The sequence below is a fragment of the Burkholderia cepacia ATCC 25416 genome, assembly GCF_001411495.1.
GTDB lineage: Bacteria > Pseudomonadota > Gammaproteobacteria > Burkholderiales > Burkholderiaceae > Burkholderia > Burkholderia cepacia.
Genome location: NZ_CP012982.1, coordinates 1,447,374 through 1,465,473 on the forward strand (window position 1 = coordinate 1,447,374; position 18,100 = coordinate 1,465,473).

16 protein-coding genes are annotated in these 18,100 nt (G+C 68.6%); 8 read left to right on the top strand and 8 right to left on the bottom strand.

The annotated features are described in order from the left end of the window. Positions 1–224: 224 nt before the first annotated feature. Complete coding sequence (locus tag APZ15_RS23835; RefSeq protein ID WP_021164296.1) at positions 225–1,130, top strand: HTH-type transcriptional regulator ArgP; 906 nt, start codon at positions 225–227, stop codon at positions 1,128–1,130. A gap of 166 nt (positions 1,131–1,296) precedes the next feature. After that, the gene (locus tag APZ15_RS23840; RefSeq protein ID WP_027790372.1) at positions 1,297–1,509 is read left to right on the top strand and encodes a DUF1059 domain-containing protein; all 213 of its coding nucleotides are present in this window, start codon (positions 1,297–1,299) and stop codon (positions 1,507–1,509) included. A 114-nt stretch (positions 1,510–1,623) separates the two neighbouring features. Here the strand turns inward: APZ15_RS23840 and ltaE are convergent, their stop codons facing one another. The 3 genes from ltaE to APZ15_RS23855 form a co-directional block, all read right to left on the bottom strand. Beyond that, complete coding sequence (gene ltaE, locus APZ15_RS23845; protein ID WP_027790371.1) at positions 1,624–2,637, bottom strand: low-specificity L-threonine aldolase; 1,014 nt, start codon at positions 2,635–2,637, stop codon at positions 1,624–1,626. Positions 2,638–2,795: 158 nt separating this feature from the next. Beyond that, positions 2,796–3,350, bottom strand: coding sequence for a YMGG-like glycine zipper-containing protein (locus tag APZ15_RS23850; RefSeq protein WP_027790370.1), 555 nt, complete (start codon positions 3,348–3,350; stop codon positions 2,796–2,798). Between the two features lie 13 nt (positions 3,351–3,363). Continuing rightward, entirely contained in the window at positions 3,364–3,690 is a 327-nt protein-coding gene (locus APZ15_RS23855) for a hypothetical protein (protein ID WP_027790369.1), read from the bottom strand. A 502-nt stretch (positions 3,691–4,192) separates the two neighbouring features. Between APZ15_RS23855 and APZ15_RS23860 the strand changes: the two genes are divergently transcribed. The 3 genes from APZ15_RS23860 to APZ15_RS23870 are packed head-to-tail and all read left to right on the top strand — an operon-like array spanning position 4,193 to position 6,797. Beyond that, positions 4,193–5,605: a cytochrome ubiquinol oxidase subunit I gene (locus tag APZ15_RS23860; protein WP_027790368.1), complete on the top strand. Its 1,413-nt coding sequence runs from the start codon at positions 4,193–4,195 to the stop codon at positions 5,603–5,605. A 30-nt stretch (positions 5,606–5,635) separates the two neighbouring features. Further along, a complete protein-coding gene (gene cydB, locus APZ15_RS23865) occupies positions 5,636–6,643 on the top strand; it encodes a cytochrome d ubiquinol oxidase subunit II (RefSeq protein ID WP_027790367.1) in 1,008 nt (335 codons plus the stop codon). After that, complete coding sequence (locus tag APZ15_RS23870; protein WP_027790366.1) at positions 6,615–6,797, top strand: hypothetical protein; 183 nt, start codon at positions 6,615–6,617, stop codon at positions 6,795–6,797. Before cydB ends, APZ15_RS23870 begins: the two co-directional genes overlap by 29 nt. Positions 6,798–6,941: 144 nt before the next feature. Here the strand turns inward: APZ15_RS23870 and APZ15_RS23875 are convergent, their stop codons facing one another. Further along, a complete protein-coding gene (locus APZ15_RS23875; protein ID WP_226153313.1) occupies positions 6,942–7,556 on the bottom strand; it encodes a hypothetical protein in 615 nt (204 codons plus the stop codon). Positions 7,557–7,737: 181 nt separating this feature from the next. Between APZ15_RS23875 and APZ15_RS23880 the strand changes: the two genes are divergently transcribed. Continuing rightward, the gene (locus APZ15_RS23880; protein ID WP_034196002.1) at positions 7,738–8,643 is read left to right on the top strand and encodes a LysR substrate-binding domain-containing protein; all 906 of its coding nucleotides are present in this window, start codon (positions 7,738–7,740) and stop codon (positions 8,641–8,643) included. A gap of 76 nt (positions 8,644–8,719) precedes the next feature. Here APZ15_RS23880 and APZ15_RS23885 read toward each other — a convergent pair whose 3' ends face one another. Beyond that, positions 8,720–8,914, bottom strand: a complete 195-nt coding sequence (locus APZ15_RS23885) for a YqaE/Pmp3 family membrane protein (RefSeq protein ID WP_021163564.1) — start codon at positions 8,912–8,914, stop codon at positions 8,720–8,722. Positions 8,915–9,068: 154 nt separating this feature from the next. On the opposite strand from APZ15_RS23885, the gene APZ15_RS23890 reads away from it, so the two are divergent. Next, complete coding sequence (locus APZ15_RS23890) at positions 9,069–10,205, top strand: hypothetical protein (protein WP_027790363.1); 1,137 nt, start codon at positions 9,069–9,071, stop codon at positions 10,203–10,205. A 90-nt stretch (positions 10,206–10,295) separates the two neighbouring features. Here APZ15_RS23890 and APZ15_RS23895 read toward each other — a convergent pair whose 3' ends face one another. Then, positions 10,296–11,969 (bottom strand): alkaline phosphatase family protein, encoded by a 1,674-nt coding sequence (locus APZ15_RS23895; RefSeq protein ID WP_264173781.1) that lies wholly within the window; start codon positions 11,967–11,969, stop codon positions 10,296–10,298. Positions 11,970–12,285: 316 nt separating this feature from the next. On the opposite strand from APZ15_RS23895, the gene APZ15_RS23900 reads away from it, so the two are divergent. Next, the gene (locus APZ15_RS23900) at positions 12,286–12,510 is read left to right on the top strand and encodes a hypothetical protein (RefSeq protein ID WP_027790361.1); all 225 of its coding nucleotides are present in this window, start codon (positions 12,286–12,288) and stop codon (positions 12,508–12,510) included. Positions 12,511–12,569: 59 nt separating this feature from the next. On the opposite strand, the gene APZ15_RS23905 is transcribed toward APZ15_RS23900, so the two are convergent. Beyond that, a complete protein-coding gene (locus tag APZ15_RS23905) occupies positions 12,570–16,352 on the bottom strand; it encodes a DUF748 domain-containing protein (protein ID WP_027790360.1) in 3,783 nt (1,260 codons plus the stop codon). 147 nt (positions 16,353–16,499) lie between these two features. Further along, positions 16,500–17,936 carry a DUF1254 domain-containing protein gene (locus APZ15_RS23910; RefSeq protein ID WP_027790359.1) on the bottom strand — a complete coding sequence of 479 codons (1,437 nt, stop codon included), beginning with the start codon at positions 17,934–17,936 and terminating at the stop codon, positions 16,500–16,502. Between the last annotated feature and the right edge of the window lie 164 nt (positions 17,937–18,100).

Genomic DNA, 18,100 nt, shown 5'->3' on the forward strand with positions numbered 1-18,100 from the left:
GCGCGCGGAGTGCAGGCATGGCACATGCCCGGGTTCCGCGCGTTCATATAGCCTAGTTCAAAATGCGCGCACCACCGGGATGCGGCGTGCGGTGTGCGTCATGCCTTGGCCGACTCCGACGACGAATGCGGCACGGCAGCACGATGCGCCGCAACCGGGCGCGCGCGCGGGCTGCCTTACACTAGCGGCTCCTCTCGTCTTACGTTCACAGGAATGCCGCCGACATGTCGATGACGATCGATCCGAAGCAGGCCGCCGCACTGCTGGCCGTCGCCGACACGGGCAGCTTCGAGCAGGCGGCCGTGCGCCTGCACGTGACCGCATCAGCGGTCACACAGCGGGTCCGCGCACTGGAAGCGAGCCTCGGCACGCCGCTCGTGCTGCGCACGCGGCCGTGCCGCCCGACGGTGGCCGGGCAGCGCGTGCTGCAGCACCTTCGCCGCGTCGCGCTGCTGCAGGCCGACCTGCAAAGCACGCTCGCGACCGAGCGCGAATCGCCGATCTCGGTCACGATCGCGCTCAATTCCGACAGCCTCGGCACGTGGTTTCTCCCGGCACTGACGTCCGTACTCGCCGGCGAGCGCATCCTGTTCGAGCTGATCGTCGAAGACCAGGACCACACGTTCGCGCTGCTCGAAAGCGGGATGGCGGTGGGCTGCGTGACGACCGAGCCGAAGCCGATGCGCGGCTGCCTCGCGACGCCGCTCGGCACGATGCGCTACCGGCTGCTCGCGGCCGCCGCGTTCGCGGTGCGCTGGTTCCCGCGCGGGCTGAACCGCACGAGCGCGCGCAAGGCGCCCGTCGTCGCGTACTCGCGACGCGATACGCTGCAGTCGTCGTTCCTGAAGGAGAAGTTCGGGCTGCCCGAGGGCGCCTACCCGTGCCATTACGTGCCGGGCACCCATTCGCACTTCGCGGCGGTGCGGCACGGGCTCGGCTACGCGATGGTGCCGGAGCCGCTGATCGGCGCCGCGCCGCTCGACGCGCAGGGGCTCGTCGATCTGGCGCCCGCGCATCCGACCGACGTCACGCTGTACTGGCACGCGTGGACCGTGCAGTCGCCGACGATGGCGTCGTTGTCCGAACGCGTCGTCGAGGCGGCGCGCCGGCTGCTCGCGCCGCTGCCGTGACGCGCGGGTGATCGACACCGCCGGGGCGGTGCATGGCGCGCGGCGCGGTACGCATCGCAGCGAGAAACCCTGCCGCGCCGCCTATACTTTTTCCATCGGCCTCGCGAACGCACCGCGCGGCCGATCACGCACATCCTGCCGTTCCCTTTCCCGCAAGGAGAACATCATGTCCCGCCGCTATATCGATTGCCGAGAGTTTCCCAGCGCGACGCATTGCTCGGTCGCGATTTCCGCCGACTCCGACAACGAACTGCTGGAGGCCGCCGTGCAACACGCGGTGCTGGTGCACCAGCACACCGACAGCGCCGAACTGCGCACGCAACTGAAAGCGCTGTTCCGCGACGGCACGCCCCCCGCCGACGCACCCCGGCAAGCGTAATCCGCCGGCTCGCCCGATATCGACAGACGGGTTGCCCCGTCGCCCCCGTCGCCTCTTCGCTCCCTGCTTCGCGCCACCTCGTGCCGGCTCTCCCGCCGGCCGGCGCATTCCCCGTTACGCGCGGCGCTGCGCGAAATACGCGCCGACCGCGTCGACGAAGGTATCGATGTCCGCGCGCGACACGTCGCAGTGCGTGACGAAGCGCGACGCGTACAGCATCTGCGTGAGGATCCCGCGTTCCTTGAGCCACGCCTCGAGCGGCGCGCAATCGGCTTCGGGGAATTGCGCGAACACCATGTTCGTCGCGTGCGACAGCACCTTCACCGCGTCGATGCGCGCGAGGCCCGCCGCGAGATGCGCGGCGTTCGCGTGATCGTCCGCGAGCCGCTCGACGTTGTGGTCGAGCGCATACAGGCACGCGGCCGCGAGAATGCCCGACTGCCGCATCGCGCCGCCGAGCACCTTGCGCCAGCGCTGCGCGCGCTCGATCAGCACGCGGTTGCCGACCAGCACCGAGCCGACCGGTGTACCGAGCCCTTTCGAGAAGCAGATCGACACGGTGTCGAACGGCGCGCACAGCTCGGCGATCGAACGGCCCGACGCGACGGCGGCGTTGCACACGCGCGCGCCGTCGAGATGCAGCGCCAACCCGCGGCTGCGCGCGAACGCGGTGGCTTCCTGGACATAGCCTTCCGGCAAGACCTGGCCGCCGATCGTGTTTTCCAGCGCGAGCAGGCGCGTGCGGGCAAAGTGATTGTCGATCGGCTTGATCGCCGCGGCGATCTTCGCGAGCGGCAGCGTGCCGTCCGGCGCGTTCTCGATCGGCTGCGGCTGGATGCTGCCCAGCACGGCCGCACCGCCGCCTTCGTACTTGTAGGTGTGCGCGAGCTGGCCGACGATGTACTCGTCGCCGCGTTCGCAATGGGCCATCAGCGCGGCGAGGTTGCTCTGCGTGCCGCTCGGGAAGAACAGGCCGGCTTCCTTGCCGGCGCGCTCGGCCATCACCGCCTGCAGGCGCAGCACGGTCGGGTCGTCACCCCATACGTCGTCGCCGACTTCGGCGGCAGTCATCGCGGCCAGCATTGCCTGGCTCGGACGTGTCACGGTATCGCTGCGTAAATCGATCATCGCTGAGTCCTGGGTAAACGCGGACCGGAACCGATGCGCCCGGCCCTGCCGAAACGAGACTCAGAGTGTACGCAATTCACGCAGCGTGTGTGTGCCGACGGCCGACGCGAGCACGGCGCACCGGCATGCGATGCGGCACGCCGCCGCCCGGGCCGCCGTCAGTAGCGCGGCGGCGGCGGCTGGACACCCGCCGGCGGCATCGGCGGTGCCGCGCGCGGTGCGCCGCCGTATCCGCCACCGCCGTATCCGCCGCCCCCACCGCCGCCGCTCATCCCGCCCGGCACCGGCACGCGGTTGCCGGTCGCGTACATGCATTGCAGGTAGCCGTAGTCGTAGCGGCGCTGGATGTCGTAGGCCGAGCCTTGCGCCGCACCGGCGCCGACCACGCTGCCCGCGAGCAGCCCCGCGCCTGCGCCGACGGCCGCACCCGTGCCGCCGTTGAACGCCGCGCCGGCCGCCGCCCCGAGCGCGGTGCCGACGGCCGCGCTGCCGACCGCGCTCGCGGTCGACGCCTGCCCGGCACTCACGCCGCCCGATTGCTCGAACGCGTATTGACGGCAGTTCGCATCGTCGGCACGGAACTGGTCGAACGACTTGCCGGTGCCGGGCAGCGCCATCACGCTCGGCCCGGCCGGCATGTACGCGCACGCGCCGAGCAGGCCGGCCAGCGCCAGCGCGGCCGGCACGCGCAGTGGTCGAAACAGGGATTTCATCGTCGCGCCTCCGTCACTGCGGCCGTGCCGGCACCGATCGCCAGCCCGACTTGCAGGTCTTCACATGCGGGTAGTAATGCTTCGACGCGTCGCAGTAGTACCAGACGTTCGCGTCGCCGTCGTCCTGCGGCTGACCTTTCTCGACGTACTCGGGCGGCGGCCCCGGGTCGACGGGTACCGCGACGACGGGCGGCGGGTAGTAATAAGGCGCAGGGACGACGGGGTAGTAATACGGGTAGCCGGGGCCGACATAGACCCCGACCCGGGCGGCATGCGCCACGCCGCCCGTCGCGATCGCCACTGCGGCCACCGCGCCCAGTGCGAGCTTCAATCCATTCACGTCACGTTCTCCGGCTGGCGGTTCGTCGATGCGAACCCGACATACCGAACGCTACGCCGCGCGCGATCCGTCATCCATTACGGGCGCACGCGCCAATGTTGCGCGGCGTTACCGATGTGACAGACCCCATCACCCGCGGCCCGCCGGCGCGAGCGGGTGCGTTACGCGATAACGCACCGCAACGGTTCGGCCGCGCGCGGGCGCCGAGGGGTGCGGTGTCGCGCAGCGTTCGCGCCCGGATCGAACCGTTCCGATGACGCGACGCGCCATATTGACGCACGTGCGTCAGACCGCCACGCCGCGGCCGCGCGCGCCGCAAGCAGCGTTCTTGATACGAATCAACGATTTACCCCGGAATCGCGCGCGCCGGGCTGGACATCTGCGACGAGTTGGCGCATTTCGCGGTGCAACATCGCGGCCCATACTCCAGCCAACCCCGACGCCCGTCCGCCGGGGTCCGCCGGCACCCGCCGGCGGGTATCGTCAGCCTCGGTCAACTGGTATGGACACCGCTCTTTCGGCCCTCGATCTGGCCCGCCTGCAATTCGCGTTCACCGTCTCCTTTCACATCGTCTTTCCGGCGCTGAGCATCGGCCTCGCCAGCTTCATCGCCGTCCTCGAATATCGCTGGCTGAAAACCGGCAAGCAGTACTACAAAACCCTCTGCCTGTTCTGGTCGAAGATCTTCGCGGTCGCGTTCGGGATGGGCGTCGTTTCCGGCGTCGTGATGAGCTACCAGTTCGGCACGAACTGGTCGGGCTTCTCGAGCTTCGCCGGCGCCGTCACCGGGCCGCTGCTGATGTACGAGGTCATGACCGCCTTCTTCCTCGAGGCCGGTTTCCTCGGCATCATGCTGTTCGGCTGGAACCGCGTGAGCCCCCGCGCGCACTTCGGCGCGACGCTGATGGTCGCGATCGGCACGCTGATCTCGACGTTCTGGATTCTCGCGTCGAACAGCTGGATGCAGACGCCGCAGGGCTTCGAGATCGTCGACGGCCGCGTCGTGCCGACCGACTGGTTCGCGATCATCTTCAACCCGTCGTTCCCGTACCGCCTGTTCCACATGGCGATCGCCGCGTTCATCGTCGCCGCGCTGGTGGTGGCCGCGACGGGCGCATGGCACCTGCTGAAGGGCCGCCGCGACAAGGGCGTGAAGAAGATGTTCTCGATGGCGCTGTGGCTGCTGCTCGTGCTCGCACCGCTGCAGGCCGTGATCGGCGACCAGCACGGCATCAACACGCTGAAACACCAGCCCGCGAAGATCGCCGCGATCGAAGGGCTGTGGGAAACCGAGAAGGGCGGCACCGCGCTCAACCTGTTCGGCATCCCGGACATGAAGGCGGAAACGACCCGCTACGCGGTGAAAGTGCCGCACCTCGGCAGCCTGATCCTCACGCACAGCTGGGACGGCGAGATCCGCGGGCTGAAGGAATTCCCGCCGGAAGACCGCCCGAACTCGACGGTCGTGTTCTGGAGCTTCCGGATCATGGTCGGCCTCGGCATCGCGATGATCGGCCTCGCCGCGCTCGCGTGGCTCCTGCGCCGCCGCGGCAGCCTGTATGAATCGAAGTGGTTCCAGCGCTTCGCGCTCGTGATGGGCCCGACCGGCTTCGTGTCGCTGCTCGCGGGCTGGGTCACGACCGAAGCGGGCCGCCAGCCGTGGGTCGTGTATGGCGTGATGCGCACCGCGCATGCGGTGTCGCCGCTGTCGGTGCAGCAGGTCAGCCTGTCGATGATGACGTTCGTGATCGTGTACTTCCTCGTGTTCGGCACCGGCGTGTACTACATGCTGAAGCTGATGAAGGCCGGCCCCGCGCTGCCCGACGTGAAGCACGACGACACACCCGACACGCGCCCCGATCACACCGCGCGCCGCCCGATGTCGGCCGTCGACGAGTTGATCGAGACCGTCTGAGCCTACCCCATTCCGCATACGAGAAAACCTATGGACGTCACCGTAATCTGGGCCGCGATCATCGCATTGGGGCTCTTCATGTACGTCGTGCTCGACGGCTTCGACCTCGGCATCGGCATCGTCTTCCCGTTCTTCCCGGACGAGAAGGAACGCGACCTGATGATGAACACGGTCGCGCCCGTGTGGGACGGCAACGAGACGTGGCTCGTGCTCGGCGGTGCCGGGCTGTTCGCGGTGTTCCCGGTCGTCTATTCGACCGTGCTGTCGGCGCTGTACCTGCCGCTGATCTTCATGCTGGTGTGCCTGATCTTCCGCGGCGTGTCGTTCGAGATCCGCGCGAAGGCGCGGCGCACGAAGCAGCTGTGGGATCTGGCGTTCATCGGCGGCTCGGCCGGCGCGACGCTGTTCCAGGGGATCGCGCTCGGCGCGTTCCTGCAAGGCATCAACGTGAAGGACGGCGTGTTCGCGGGCGATGCCTTCGACTGGCTCACGCCGTTCAGCCTGCTGACCGGCCTCGGCCTGATCGTGACCTATGCGCTGCTCGGCTGCTGCTGGCTCGTCGCGAAGACGGAAGGCGACCTGCAGCGGCGCCTCCATCGCGTCGTGTGGCCGCTGACGCTCGTGCTGCTCGGCTTCATCGCGGTCGTCAGCCTGTGGACGCCGCTGCAGGACCCGGCCATCGCGCAGCGCTGGTTCGATTCGGGGCTGTTCTGGCGCCTGCTGCCGGTGCCGTTCCTGGTCGCCGCGTGCGCGGTATGGATGCGCCGCGCGGTGCGCGACCGGCATGACATGACGCCGTTCGTGCTCGCGCTGGCGCTCGTGCTGCTCGGCTACGTCGGCCTGCTCGTCACGCTGTTCCCGTATGCGATTCCTCAGACGATGACGATCTGGGAAGCCGCGGCGCCGCGCTCCAGCCAGACCTTCACACTGGTCGGCGCAGCGGTTATCCTCCCGATCATCATCGCCTACACGACGATGGGTTACTGGGTATTCCGAGGCAAGGTGCGCCATGAAGACCAGCATTACTACCACCACTGATTCCGCCGAACACTCCGCCGCCGCGGCCCCCCGGCCGCGGATGCGCGGCTGGATGTGGTTCGTCGTCCTGTGGGCCGGCGGCGTGATCGGCGCCGTCACGCTCGGTTACGCGTTCAAGATCTTCATGAACCTGACGCTGTTCGCGGTGAAGTAGGCCCCTTCCGCGTTGCACGCCGGGGCACATGCCGGGCCCGTTCCGCGCAATCCGCCTCCGGCGCGCCACCGTCGCCACCGGCACGCCGCCGTGTTCGATCATCCTCCCCGGCTTTCACGCGCCGGCGCGCACCCCGCTCACCGCTCACCGCTCGCACTTCGTCGCGCACATCGCCTTGTCCACTTCCGCGAAGAACGCCTGGTAGTACTCGGGCTCCATGACGGTCTTGGTGCGCGAATCGCCGGCGCTGTCCCACACCGTACGATCGAATCGCGCCCGCACGATCGCGACGTGCGCGTCCCGCCCCGCCCGAACCGTCACGATCGCGGCCACGCGTTCATGATCGGGCTTCGTCGGCAGCATCCCGATGCGCGCCTTCAGCGCGCCGCGCAGCAGCTGACGCCACTTCGGGATCAGCGTGTCGCTGCGCCCCGCTTCCACCAGCCCCGAATCGCGATCGACCGTCACCGGCGCATAACCCTGCGCGCGCAGCGCGCCGGCCACCGCGTCGAGCGCGCGCGCCTGCGTCGCGTCCGCATAGCGGCGGTCGCTGAGCATGCGCAGCGTCTGCTGCTCGGCATCGGTCAGGTCGACTTCGGTCTGGCTCGAGCTGTAGCGCACCAGCGATCCGCCGTTGCCGATCTGCCGCTCGTTGTCGGGTTTCGTCGCGCATCCGGTCAGCGCCGCGAACAGTCCGGCACAGGCGAGCGCCAGCGCGCCGCGGCCGCGCACGGGCGGCACCGCGGCCGGGCGGTTCATCTCACGACGTGCCGCGCGCCGGACGCGTAGACGGTGGCGAAATCCGGTTGCCCGGGCGTCGGGTGGCGATATGATCGTCATCGGGGCGTTCTCTCCTGTCGGCGCCATGATAGGGAGGCGCCCCGGCCGCCACAAACGACATTTTTTGACCCACTGTGTAGCTTTTCTTCGCGATCTCACGATGCGCCGATTGCCGCCCCTGAATGCGCTGCGCAGCTTCGAAGCTGCCGGCCGCCTGCAGAGCCTCACCCTCGCCGCCGACGAGTTGAACGTGACCCAGAGCGCGGTCGCGCAGCAGATCCGCGTGCTCGAATCGTTCTTCGGGCAGAAGCTGTTCGAACGCGACGGGCGCTCGTTGCGGCTCACGCCGCGCGCGCGGCATTACCTCGTCGACGTCGCGAGCTGCCTCGGCCGGCTCGCGCAGGCCACGAGCCAGATGCTCGAACCGGTCGGCGGCCATCCGGTGCGGATCAACACGTCGGTGTCGTTCGCGCATGGATGGTTGCTCACGCAACTGGCCGCGTTCCAGGCCGGGCATCCGGATATCGACGTGCAACTCGTCACGACGCCCGACACCGAACGCGACCAGTTCGACGAAACCTGCGACATCGTCATCCGCCGCTATACGCCGGAGCTGCGCCGCAAGGGGTTCGTGTCGCGGCCGCTGCTCGCGACCGTGGCGGTGCCGGTGTGCGCGCCCGGCCACCCGGTGCTCGATGACGCGCGCACGCCGGCCGACCTGCGCCACGCGCCGCTGCTGCATTACGCGGGCTTGCCGCAGGCATGGCAATACTGGTTCCACCAGGCGGGCTCGGTCGTCACCGAGACGCTGCGCGGGCCGTTCTATCGCGAGTTCTTCCTGATGACCAAGGCTGCCGCGAGCGGGCTCGGCGTGTGCCTCGCGCCGCGCGCGGTCGTGCGCGACGATCTCGAGCACGGGCGGCTCGTCGCGCTGTTTCCGGAAGTCCACCTGGAAGGGCCGCCGTTTCATTGCCTGTATCGCGACGACGGCGATGCGTCGCTGCGCACGTTCGTCGACTGGCTGTTCGCGCGGGCAGAGGCGCTGGAAGGGGCGCCGCCGGGATAGCCGGCGACGCGCACGGAACTCGCCGCTTCCGCTGCCGGATCGACGAAGCCCGGTATACGGGGAATGGCCCGGGCGCTTACTTTTGCCCGCGCAGCGCCGCTTCGATCTTGCGATCGGTCTTGTACTGGCTCAGCGCATACACCGACCAGATCGCGGCCGGCAGCCAGCCGACGATCGTGATTTGCAGGATCAGGCAGATGATCCCGGCGATCGGGCGGCCGATCGTGAAGAACTGGAACCACGGCAGCAGCAGGGCAAGCAGAAGGCGCATGAACAAACCTCTCGGTGCGTCGTTGAACGGGTGATGCGTGGCGAATATGCCGGTACGGGCGACAGAATTCAAGCCGTTCGTCGCGATACCCGCCTGCTACACTCGCGCGTCGTCGAACGAAGCACGACGAGAACAACAACGGAGAAAGAGGGCAATGAACACCCCGTCGTCACACCACGGCCACGAGCCGCCCGCCGTCACGCACCCGAGGAAGGCCCGGCACCGCTGCGCGGCCGTCGCGCTCGCCGCGCTCACCGCCGTCGGCGTCGCGCACGCCGAAACGAAGCCGACGACGCGCTACGCGATCAACCTGACCGGCGACAGCGGCAGCGAAATACCGCTGAGCAGCGAGCCCTACAGCTGGACCACGCACGACGGCAAGGTGCTGTCCCAAGGCGTGACCGATGACAAGGGGCATGCCGCCGTCGCACGGCAGGCGGGCGAGACGCACTATGTGCTGGAGACCGTCAACACCCGCTGGATCTACACGGTCGACAACGCGTGCTGGGCGCGCCGCGACGCCGCCTTCGCCCGCTGCGCGAAACTGACCGACGCCGTCAACCTCGTCGCGCAGCGCATGGCCGACGACGCGCGCGACGAGCAGGCCGCGGCCGCCCGGCGCCGTGATGCCGCGCTCGCCCGTTACCGCGCGGCCGCGGCGGCCAACGACGACGAACTCGTGTGGCTGGGCCCGCTGCCGGCCGAATGGTCGAGGGACGACGTCCAGAAACAGCTCGACGACGTGTACGGCAAGATCAAGCACGAACTCGACAATCTCGGCGATGCCGACATCGACGTGTCCCGCTTCGTGTGCAGGTCGCCCGACCAGATCGGCGCGGCTCCGGACCAGCAGGCCGTGATCGACTACATGAGCAGCCTGCGCGAACCCGGCTCGACGACGCCCGCGCAGTGGACGGCGCTCGTCGAGGCCGCGCGCAAGGGCAACTGGCTCGCGCGGTTGCAGATCTTCGTCGCGCTCGGCTCGCGCCCGAAGGACGACCTCGTGTCGGTCTACCGGCGTATCCAGCTGATGGGGTGGCTGCAGGCGAACCACGTCGGCGCGCTGTACACCTACTACCTGGGCGAACTCGCCGCAACCGGCTATTTCGAAGGGCCCGGCCCCGGCGCCACGTCGCCGATTCCGTTGTATGCGGCGATGCACGGCAGTTATGCGGCGATGAAACGCGCGGGCGATTCGCTCATGGCGCGGGACGAGCCGGACGTGCAGGCGATCGGCAAACGCATGCACGATTGCGCGCTGCAGATGATGCCGGTGCTGTTCGCGAAGTAGACGCGGACAGCACCTCGCGCGGCACCTCACGCGGCACACCGGCAGCCCGCCGCGCGGCCGGCGGCGGGCAGTCCTGCGGCGTCGCGTCGCTCAGCGACCGATACCGAGCCCCGGCAGCACGCCGGTATTCTCGGCCACCACCGCATGCAGCAGGCGCGGGTCGGCACCGAGCAGCCCGAGGATCGTCGGCGCGACCTGTTTCGTGCCGACCGTGTCGGTCACCGTGCGCGCGCGATGCAGGCCCGGATACGACACGAGCAGGCCGAGGTGGCTGTCGTCCGGCGCGTTGCCGCCGTGCTCCTCGTCCTTCTTCGTGCTCGACGTGTAGATCACGCCCGGATTCGGCTGGACGACGATGTCCGGCGTGCGGCCGTTGGCCGGATCGCCGAACCGCTCGGCGAGCGCCGCGCCGTACAGGATGTACGCCTGCGGGCCGTCCGCGCAGATCCCCGGCGCATTGCAGCCCAGGTTCGCCTTCAGCGTCTGCACCACGGCCGTGCGCTGGTTGCGGTCGCGCAGCCAGATCAGGCCGACGTCGTCGGTCTGCACGAAGCCCGTGCCGACCAGGCCCGAACCGTCGTTCAGGTTGCCCGTCTTCGTGTTGTTCTGGCCGAAGTTGCCGTTCGGGTCGAGATAGTTGTTCGCTTCGAGCAGCTTCGTCAGCGTGTCGCCGTTCTTCACGAGCTTCGTGTGATCGGTCGGCGACTGGCCATGCTTCGACGTGACGATCACGGCCGTCGACGAATACAGGTTCGCCTGCTTCAGCGCCTCGACGACGTGGCCGATCGCGTTGTCGACGTACGTGATCGCGTTCGCGACCTGCCCGTTCGGCGTGAAGTTCGCATCCAGGTAGCCGCCGCCCTTCGTCACCACCGCCTTCTGCGCGACGCTCAGCGTCTGGAAATCGGCGCCGAACAGCGTCGGCACCGGCGCGCGCTTCGTGCCCGTCGAGTCGCGGCCGTTGATCTGGTTGATCAGCGCCTGCACGTGCAGGTTGTCGAATTGCGCGGTATGCGAATAGACGTCCGTGTAGTCCGTCTGCGTCGCCGGGTCGATCGAGTTGATCTCGGTGCGCGCGAGATCGTCGACGCCGGTGCCCGACGGCCCGTTCAGCCAGTCGTAGCCCCATGCGTGCTTGTCGGCCCACGCGGTGGTCGCGTTCGGGATGCCCGCCTTCACGGCCTCGAACACCGTGTTGGTCTTCACGTAGTTGTGCGGATAGACCGGCACGCACTTGCCGTCGACCTTCGCGTTCGGGATCGCCTGCGGATTGAATGCGCCGCCGCCGTTCAGGTGAACCAGCGCGCCGCCGTTCTCCGCGTCGATGCCGGTCGTCTCGTCGAACACGACGTTCCAGCCCTGCTTGCCCGTGCAGCTCGTGTCGCCCGGCGCGTACAGGTTGCGATCGTACGACACGTCGTAGAACAGGCCGGCCGTCTTCGGCGAGCCGCCGGTCACGAGCGCGGCGAGGCCCGGAAACGAATCCGACAGGCCGGGCGTATAGGCATTCGTGTAGGTCACGCCGCTCTTCGCGAGCACCGCGATATTCGGGCACGTGTTCGCGCCGATGCAGCGCGCGAGATCCTGCTCGTGCAGGCCGTCGACGCTGATCAGCAGCACGTGCTTCACGACGCGGCTCGCGTGGCCGCGGTCCTCGCCCTGACGGTTGCCGTCCTGCTGCGCCGCATGCGCGCCCGCGCCTGCGAGCGCCAGCGCGCCCGCCACCATCCCCACCCACTTCCGCTGCTTCCCAAGGAAAGACATGATCACCCCACCTCATCGATTGACGTTGAACTGCGTGACTTGCCATCAGGCGCGCAAGAATATGGCTGCGCCGTGGGTCGTTCGCATGAAGCGGGGCTTTCTGTTTTCTATCAAACGTAACCAATCGCAAGTGACACGACGCGGTCGCAAACCAGCGTGGCCCGGCGCACGTCGCGGACTCGCGCGCTCACCGGCAAGCACCGCCCCGGTGCATCGGCCACCGTCCGCGGCGTCACCCGCCGCACGATTTTTTTTCCGGCTTGGCGCGCGACTATTGGCGTGTGATAAAGGGTTTTCCCTGACCCGGAGCATGAGTATGTCGACCCTGGAAGCCCTCCGGTTCGTGCTGGACGATGCACGCACCCCCGAAATCATTCGCCACCACGTCGTCGACGCGTTGCAGTACGCGTTGCGCAATTACGGACAGGTGTTCACCGCGAAGGAAGTCGAATGGCTGGCGCAGTGGGACGACGCGCGTCTGCCGCTGGCCGCGAAGAAGGAATTGGGCAAGCGCGAGGAACCGGCGATCGCCGCGCGCTGAAGGCAGCGCGCCGCCGCGCCCGAACGGAGGAACGGACGCGGCGGCGGCGGACGGCCTGCTTACTGCAGGCCGAAATCGACGCGGGTGGTCGCGCCCTTGTCGTCGATGCCCTTCGCATCGAGCTTCGGTGCGACGACGAACACGCGGCTCGAATCGATCTTCCCCTCGAGGTACTGGCGCACGGCCTGCGCGCGCTGCTGCGCGAGCGCGCGCAGCGCGTTGTCGTCGGCCGGCGCGTGTTCGGCGAGCGCCTTCTTCATGTCGGCATCGGGCAGCGTCTTCTGCAGGCCGATCAGGTTGCGCGGCTTCTTGAAGTCGGCGGCCTTGTACGCGCGCGTCAGGTACTTGCTGTACTCGGCCGGCTCGACCTTCACCGACATCGGGTCGATGCTCTCGCCCTGCCCGATCACGTCCTTCAGCTTCTGCTGGCGCACCAGCCGCTCGACGTACGCGTCGCCGAGCCCCGACGTGTCCTTTGCCGGGTCGACGCGGCCGATCAGGTCGAGGCGGATCGACGGCTTCTCGGTCAGCATCTTCACGACGGTATCGAGCTTCTTCTGCTGCGCGTCGTCGAGCTGGTACGAGCCCGGCGCGAATTCGACGTAGCCGAGATCCTCGCCGCCGCTGCCGAACGCATGCGCGAGCAGCGAGAACGGCGACGTGACGGCCTTCGCGATCAGGTTCAGCACCGCGCGCCAGATCAGCCCGCCGACACTGAACTCGGGGTTCGACAGCGAGCCCGACACCGGCAGGTTCACGTCGATCTGGCCGCGCGTGTTCTTCAGCAGCGAAATCGCGAGCTTCACCGGCAGCCTGGTCGCCGTGTCGTTCTCCACATGGTCGCCGAACGTGAGCTGGTCGATGAAGATGTGGTTGTTCGCCTTCAGCTGGTCGTTCGCGAGCTCGTAATGCAGGTCGACGTTGAGCTTGCCCTTCGTGATCGGGTAGCCCGCGTACTTCGCCGAATACGGCGTCAGGTTGGTCAGCTCGATGTCGTGCGCGGTCGCGGTGAGGTCGAGCGCCGGCTTCTCGATCAGCGGGTTCACCGAACCCTTGATCGAGATCGGCCCGTTGCCCGCGAGGTTCGCGGCGACGTCGACCGGCGCGGACGTCGTCGAATCCGTGCCGAACGCGCCGACCGTGCCCTTGATCGCGACCAGGTTCGCCGTGTAGTTCGGCTTGATGAAGTTGTCGGTGTAGGTGACGCGGCCGTTCTGCAGCAGCAACTCGCCGAAATGCATCCGCACCGGGTTCTGCGGCGGCTGCGCGGCCTTCACGACCACCGTCGCCGACGCGGCGGCCGGCGCGGACGCCTGCGGCGCGGCGGCAGCCGGCGGCGTCACGCCCGGCGACAGCGGCACCGGTTCGCCCTTGCTCGCGTCGCGCGTGAGCGACTGCGCCGGGCCCGTCTCCTTCGCGACCACGTCCTTCAGGTTCAGCCGCCCCTGCGCATCGAGCAGCACGCGGCCGTAGAAGTTCGAGAACGTCACGCGCGCCGCGTCGACGTCGGTGCCTTTCTCGTCGTAGTTCGCCTTCAGGTTCGTCAGCGCAAGCGAGCGCCAGCCCGCGAACGGGTCGGAGGTCGCCTTGTCGAGCATCCGCACGTCGACGAGCGCGACGTCGCCGCGATAGGTCGCGCGCGGTGCGTCCTTCACCTGCGCGAACGTCAGGTTGCCCTGCGCGTTGAGCAGCGCGCTGGCGATCGTCGCGTTCAGCGCGCTGCCGAAGTACGGCTCGAACGCGGCCGCGTCGAGGCGGTTGCCGTTGATCTTCAGGCCGAGCTTCAGCGGCTGCGCGGTCACGTCGCCCGTCACGTTCAGCGAGCCCTTGCGGTTCAGCGTCGCCTTCAACTGCACGGGCAGCGGCTTGCTCATGTCGTCGCTGATCTTCTGCACCGACAGGTCCAGCGGCTTGATCGCCAGCTTCACCGGGCGCGGCGTCGACAGGTCGGTGAAGTTCGCGGACGAATCCTTCACGTTCAGCGCATCGATCCGGTAATGCCACGACGGCGCGGCAGCCTCGGCCTTGCGCGCGACTGTGCGCTTCGGCACCGACGCCTGCGCGGGTTCGGCCAGTGCCGCGAGGTCGATCCTGCCGTCCTTCAGGCGCTGCACGTCGAGCGCGAGCCCGCTGGCGTCGACGCTCGCGATCTCCGCGGTGCGCGCGGCAACGTCGACCTTCGCGATCTTCGCGCTCGCGTCGGGCAGCACGATCGCGGGCGCCTTCGCGTCGGGCGTCGCGATCTTCAGCGACTTCAGGCTGACCGTGCTGTCGGCGACCTGCGCGGCGAGCGGCGTCTTGCCCCAGTCGGCCTTCGCGTTGACGGTGGCGCCGAGCGTGCCGTCGAGCACGCGCGCACGCGTGGCCTCGCCGAGGTACGGTTGCAGCGCCGGCAGCGCGAGTGCGGCGACCGTCAGCTTGCTGTCGGCCTGCTTCTCCGCGAGATTGAACGTGCCTTCGGCCGTCACGTCGCCGCCGCGCGACAGCGACGTCGACAGCGTGTATTTCGCGGGGGTCTTGCCCTGCATCGAGAAGCCGTCGAGCGTCGCGGCGAGCTTCGTGAGCGACAGCGCGGTCGGCGTTGCCGGCACGCGGTCGTCGACGTTGACCGTGCCGCCGTCGATCGCGAAATGGCGGATCGTCAGGTCGAGCGGCGGCGCCGCCTTCGCGGCGGCTTCGACCTTTGCGCCGCTGGCGGCGGCTACCGCAGCCGCGGAAGCGGCCGCGGCGCCCGGCGCCGCCGGCTTGCCCGCGGCGGCGTTCGATGCGGCTGCCGGCTGCGCGGCGAGCCTCTCGACGTTCAGCACGCCCTGCTTGTCGCGCGACAGGTCGACCACCGGCTGGTCGATCCGGATCTCGTCGAAGTGCAACGCGTTGCGCAGCGGCTCGAGGCTGGCCGCCGCGACATGCACGCCGCGCGCGGCGAACAGCGGCGCGGACGCGCGGTCCGTCACCTTCGCGTCGTTCAGGTCGACGGTGCCCGATACGCGCAGCGCGGGCGTCTCGCCGCTCATCACGAAATTGACCTTGAGGTCGCTGCTCAGCAGGCCGCTCGTCACGGCCACCGGCAGCTTCGCGGGCACGTACGAGATCAGCTTCGGCACGTCGAGGCCGTCGAATTTCAGTGCAATCTCCGATTCGCGCGACTGCGCGAACGGCTTGGTCTTGCCGTCGATTGCAATCGGGCTGCCGTCGAAGCGCGCGCGCAGCTTCGGCTCGACGAAGATGTCGGTCTTCGATGCCAGCGTCGCGATATACGGAATGCCGAGCGTCCAGTTGTCGACGACGTGCTTTTCGTTCAGCAGGCGATCGTCGAAATCGATCCGGCCGTTGTTGACCTGGATGTTCGACACCGAGAACTGCGTCGGCTTGCTTTCCGGTTTGGGCGACGGCGTCGAGAATTTCTCGATCAGGTCGGTGAAATTGAAGCGCTGCGCATCGTAGCGGACGATATGGAAGCGCGGCGAGTCGAGGCGGACTTCATTGACGATCGGCGCACCGCGGAACAGCGACGACCACGACGGCCGCACGACGAGCTTCGCGATGTCGATGAAGTCGCCCTGCCCGCCCTTGTCGCCGAGATGGATGCCGTCGGCTTCGAGGTTCAGCGTGTACGGGTTCAGCGCGATGCGCCGGATCGTGGCGGGGCGGTCGAGCTGCTGGCTCAGTTGCTGTTCGGCGATATGGCGGATCAGCGGCGGCGCCGCGAAGAACCCGAGCAGTCCGAATAAAACGAGGAAGATCAGCAGGCCGAGGCCGATGCGCCGGGTGCGGCGCGAGCGTGCAACGCCACCGAGGGCATGGAGGGTCGAGGATACGGTTTCTTTGTCTGCGCTTGCCATGCTTGAATGCCTCGGGATTGGATGCCGGCCGTACCGGAGAACCGGTCGGCCGCGCACGCTATCCCGAAAGTATAGGCTCAGGAGGTGACGGTACGGGGTTCGGGCGCCGTCGCGCCCGCCGGTCGGACAACGCCGCCGATCATCCGTTCATTTCCGGACGACGACGGGCGGCATCCACGACCCGTCGCTCGCCTGCGGCTTCGGTGCGTACAGGCGCAACGCGAGTGCGAAATCGGCGCGCGGCGCCGGCAGCCAGTTGCCCGCATGCGTGCCGCCCGGCGACGCCGACACGACGATGTCGATCGACCCGTCGTGATTGCGGCGCAGGCGGTCGCGATCGCCGAGCGAGCGGCGCGCCGACCCGACGTCGGGCAGCGCGCCGTTCGTCGCATACGGCGTGAGCGTCCAGAACGCGCGAACCGGCGGCAGCGCGCCCGGCGCGAAATGCAGCACGTAGCGGTTCGCTCCGTTCAACTGATGGCCGTCGCTGTCGACACGCACGACCGCGAGCGTTTCGTCGTCGCGCGTCGCGGTGCCGAACTGCGTGTAGGCCGCGTACGCGCGCAGCGTGTAGTCCTGGCCGTACTTGCCGGCCGTATCGCCGATCCAGCTCCAGCCGTTCGCGTTCAGCAGGTTCGACGGCGGGGTCGCGAGCCGCGCGCGCGCCTCGGCGACGCCGGCCGTCGCGGCCGCGAGGCGGTCGCCCGTCCACAGCACCGGGTAGCCGGCCGACACGCCGATGTCGCCGAGCAACGCCTGCGCGTGTGCGTCGTCGGCGGGCGCCGGGTTGTCCTGCAGCGCCTGCGCGAAGCGCGCGAAGAACGCCTTCGGGTCGAGCGCGGCCACCTGCTCGGCCGGCGTGCCGCCGCCCACCGCCTCGGACGGCGCGCTGCCCGCATGGACCGCCACCGACGCGCCGCGCGCCGCGCCCGTGTAGACGGACAGCGGCACCACGCGGATCGCGCGCTGCAGTTTCTTCACGTTCGTCAGGTCGCGCCCGCCGCTCGTCTGCAGACGGACTTCGAGCCACGCGTTGGCCGACGGGACGTCGATCCGGACGGCGCCCTTCGGCAGCGTGCCCTGCCAATCCTTCGCGGCGAAGGCAATCGTTTGCGATCGCACACCGCCGCGTGTGCCGCGCGCAGCCACGCTCGACGACGACCACAGCACGTTCGTCCACATGTCGAGCGCACGCGCGTCCCAATAGCGGCCGCGCGTGTCGGGCAACGTGACGATCACGGGTTCGGCGGCGACGTCGAGCCAGCCGGTCGAGTCGAGCGTGTCGACGCCCGGCAGCGGCGGATTGACCGCGCCGACGGGCGGCAGCGCCTGCGCGTGGCGCAGCGTGTTGAGCGGCGCCTGCCCCGGCTGCGCGCCGTCGCCGCCGGTCGCCGCTTCCTTGGCGACGTCCATCAGCACGAGCGGATACGCGTATACATAGGAGTCGGCGACTTCCGCGCGCATCCAGCCGGTTTTCCGCTGAATGGCATCCGGTTGCGACGCGCACCCCGCAAGCAACGCCGCCATGGCCAGCGACGCGCACACGCGCCGCAGAGAAACTGATTCCTGCTGGTTTTCAATCATCGAGTACTGGCCGAATATCGTTCTTTTCAGTCAACGCCTTGTGCGACGCGCGAATGGCGAAAGCAAGGCACCCCAGCGTGCCCGGATAACCGTTTCGTGACGTTGCGTAACGGTGGGCGCTGATGTCAGGCCGGTATCATAGCGCCTACGGGCATCCCCTAATA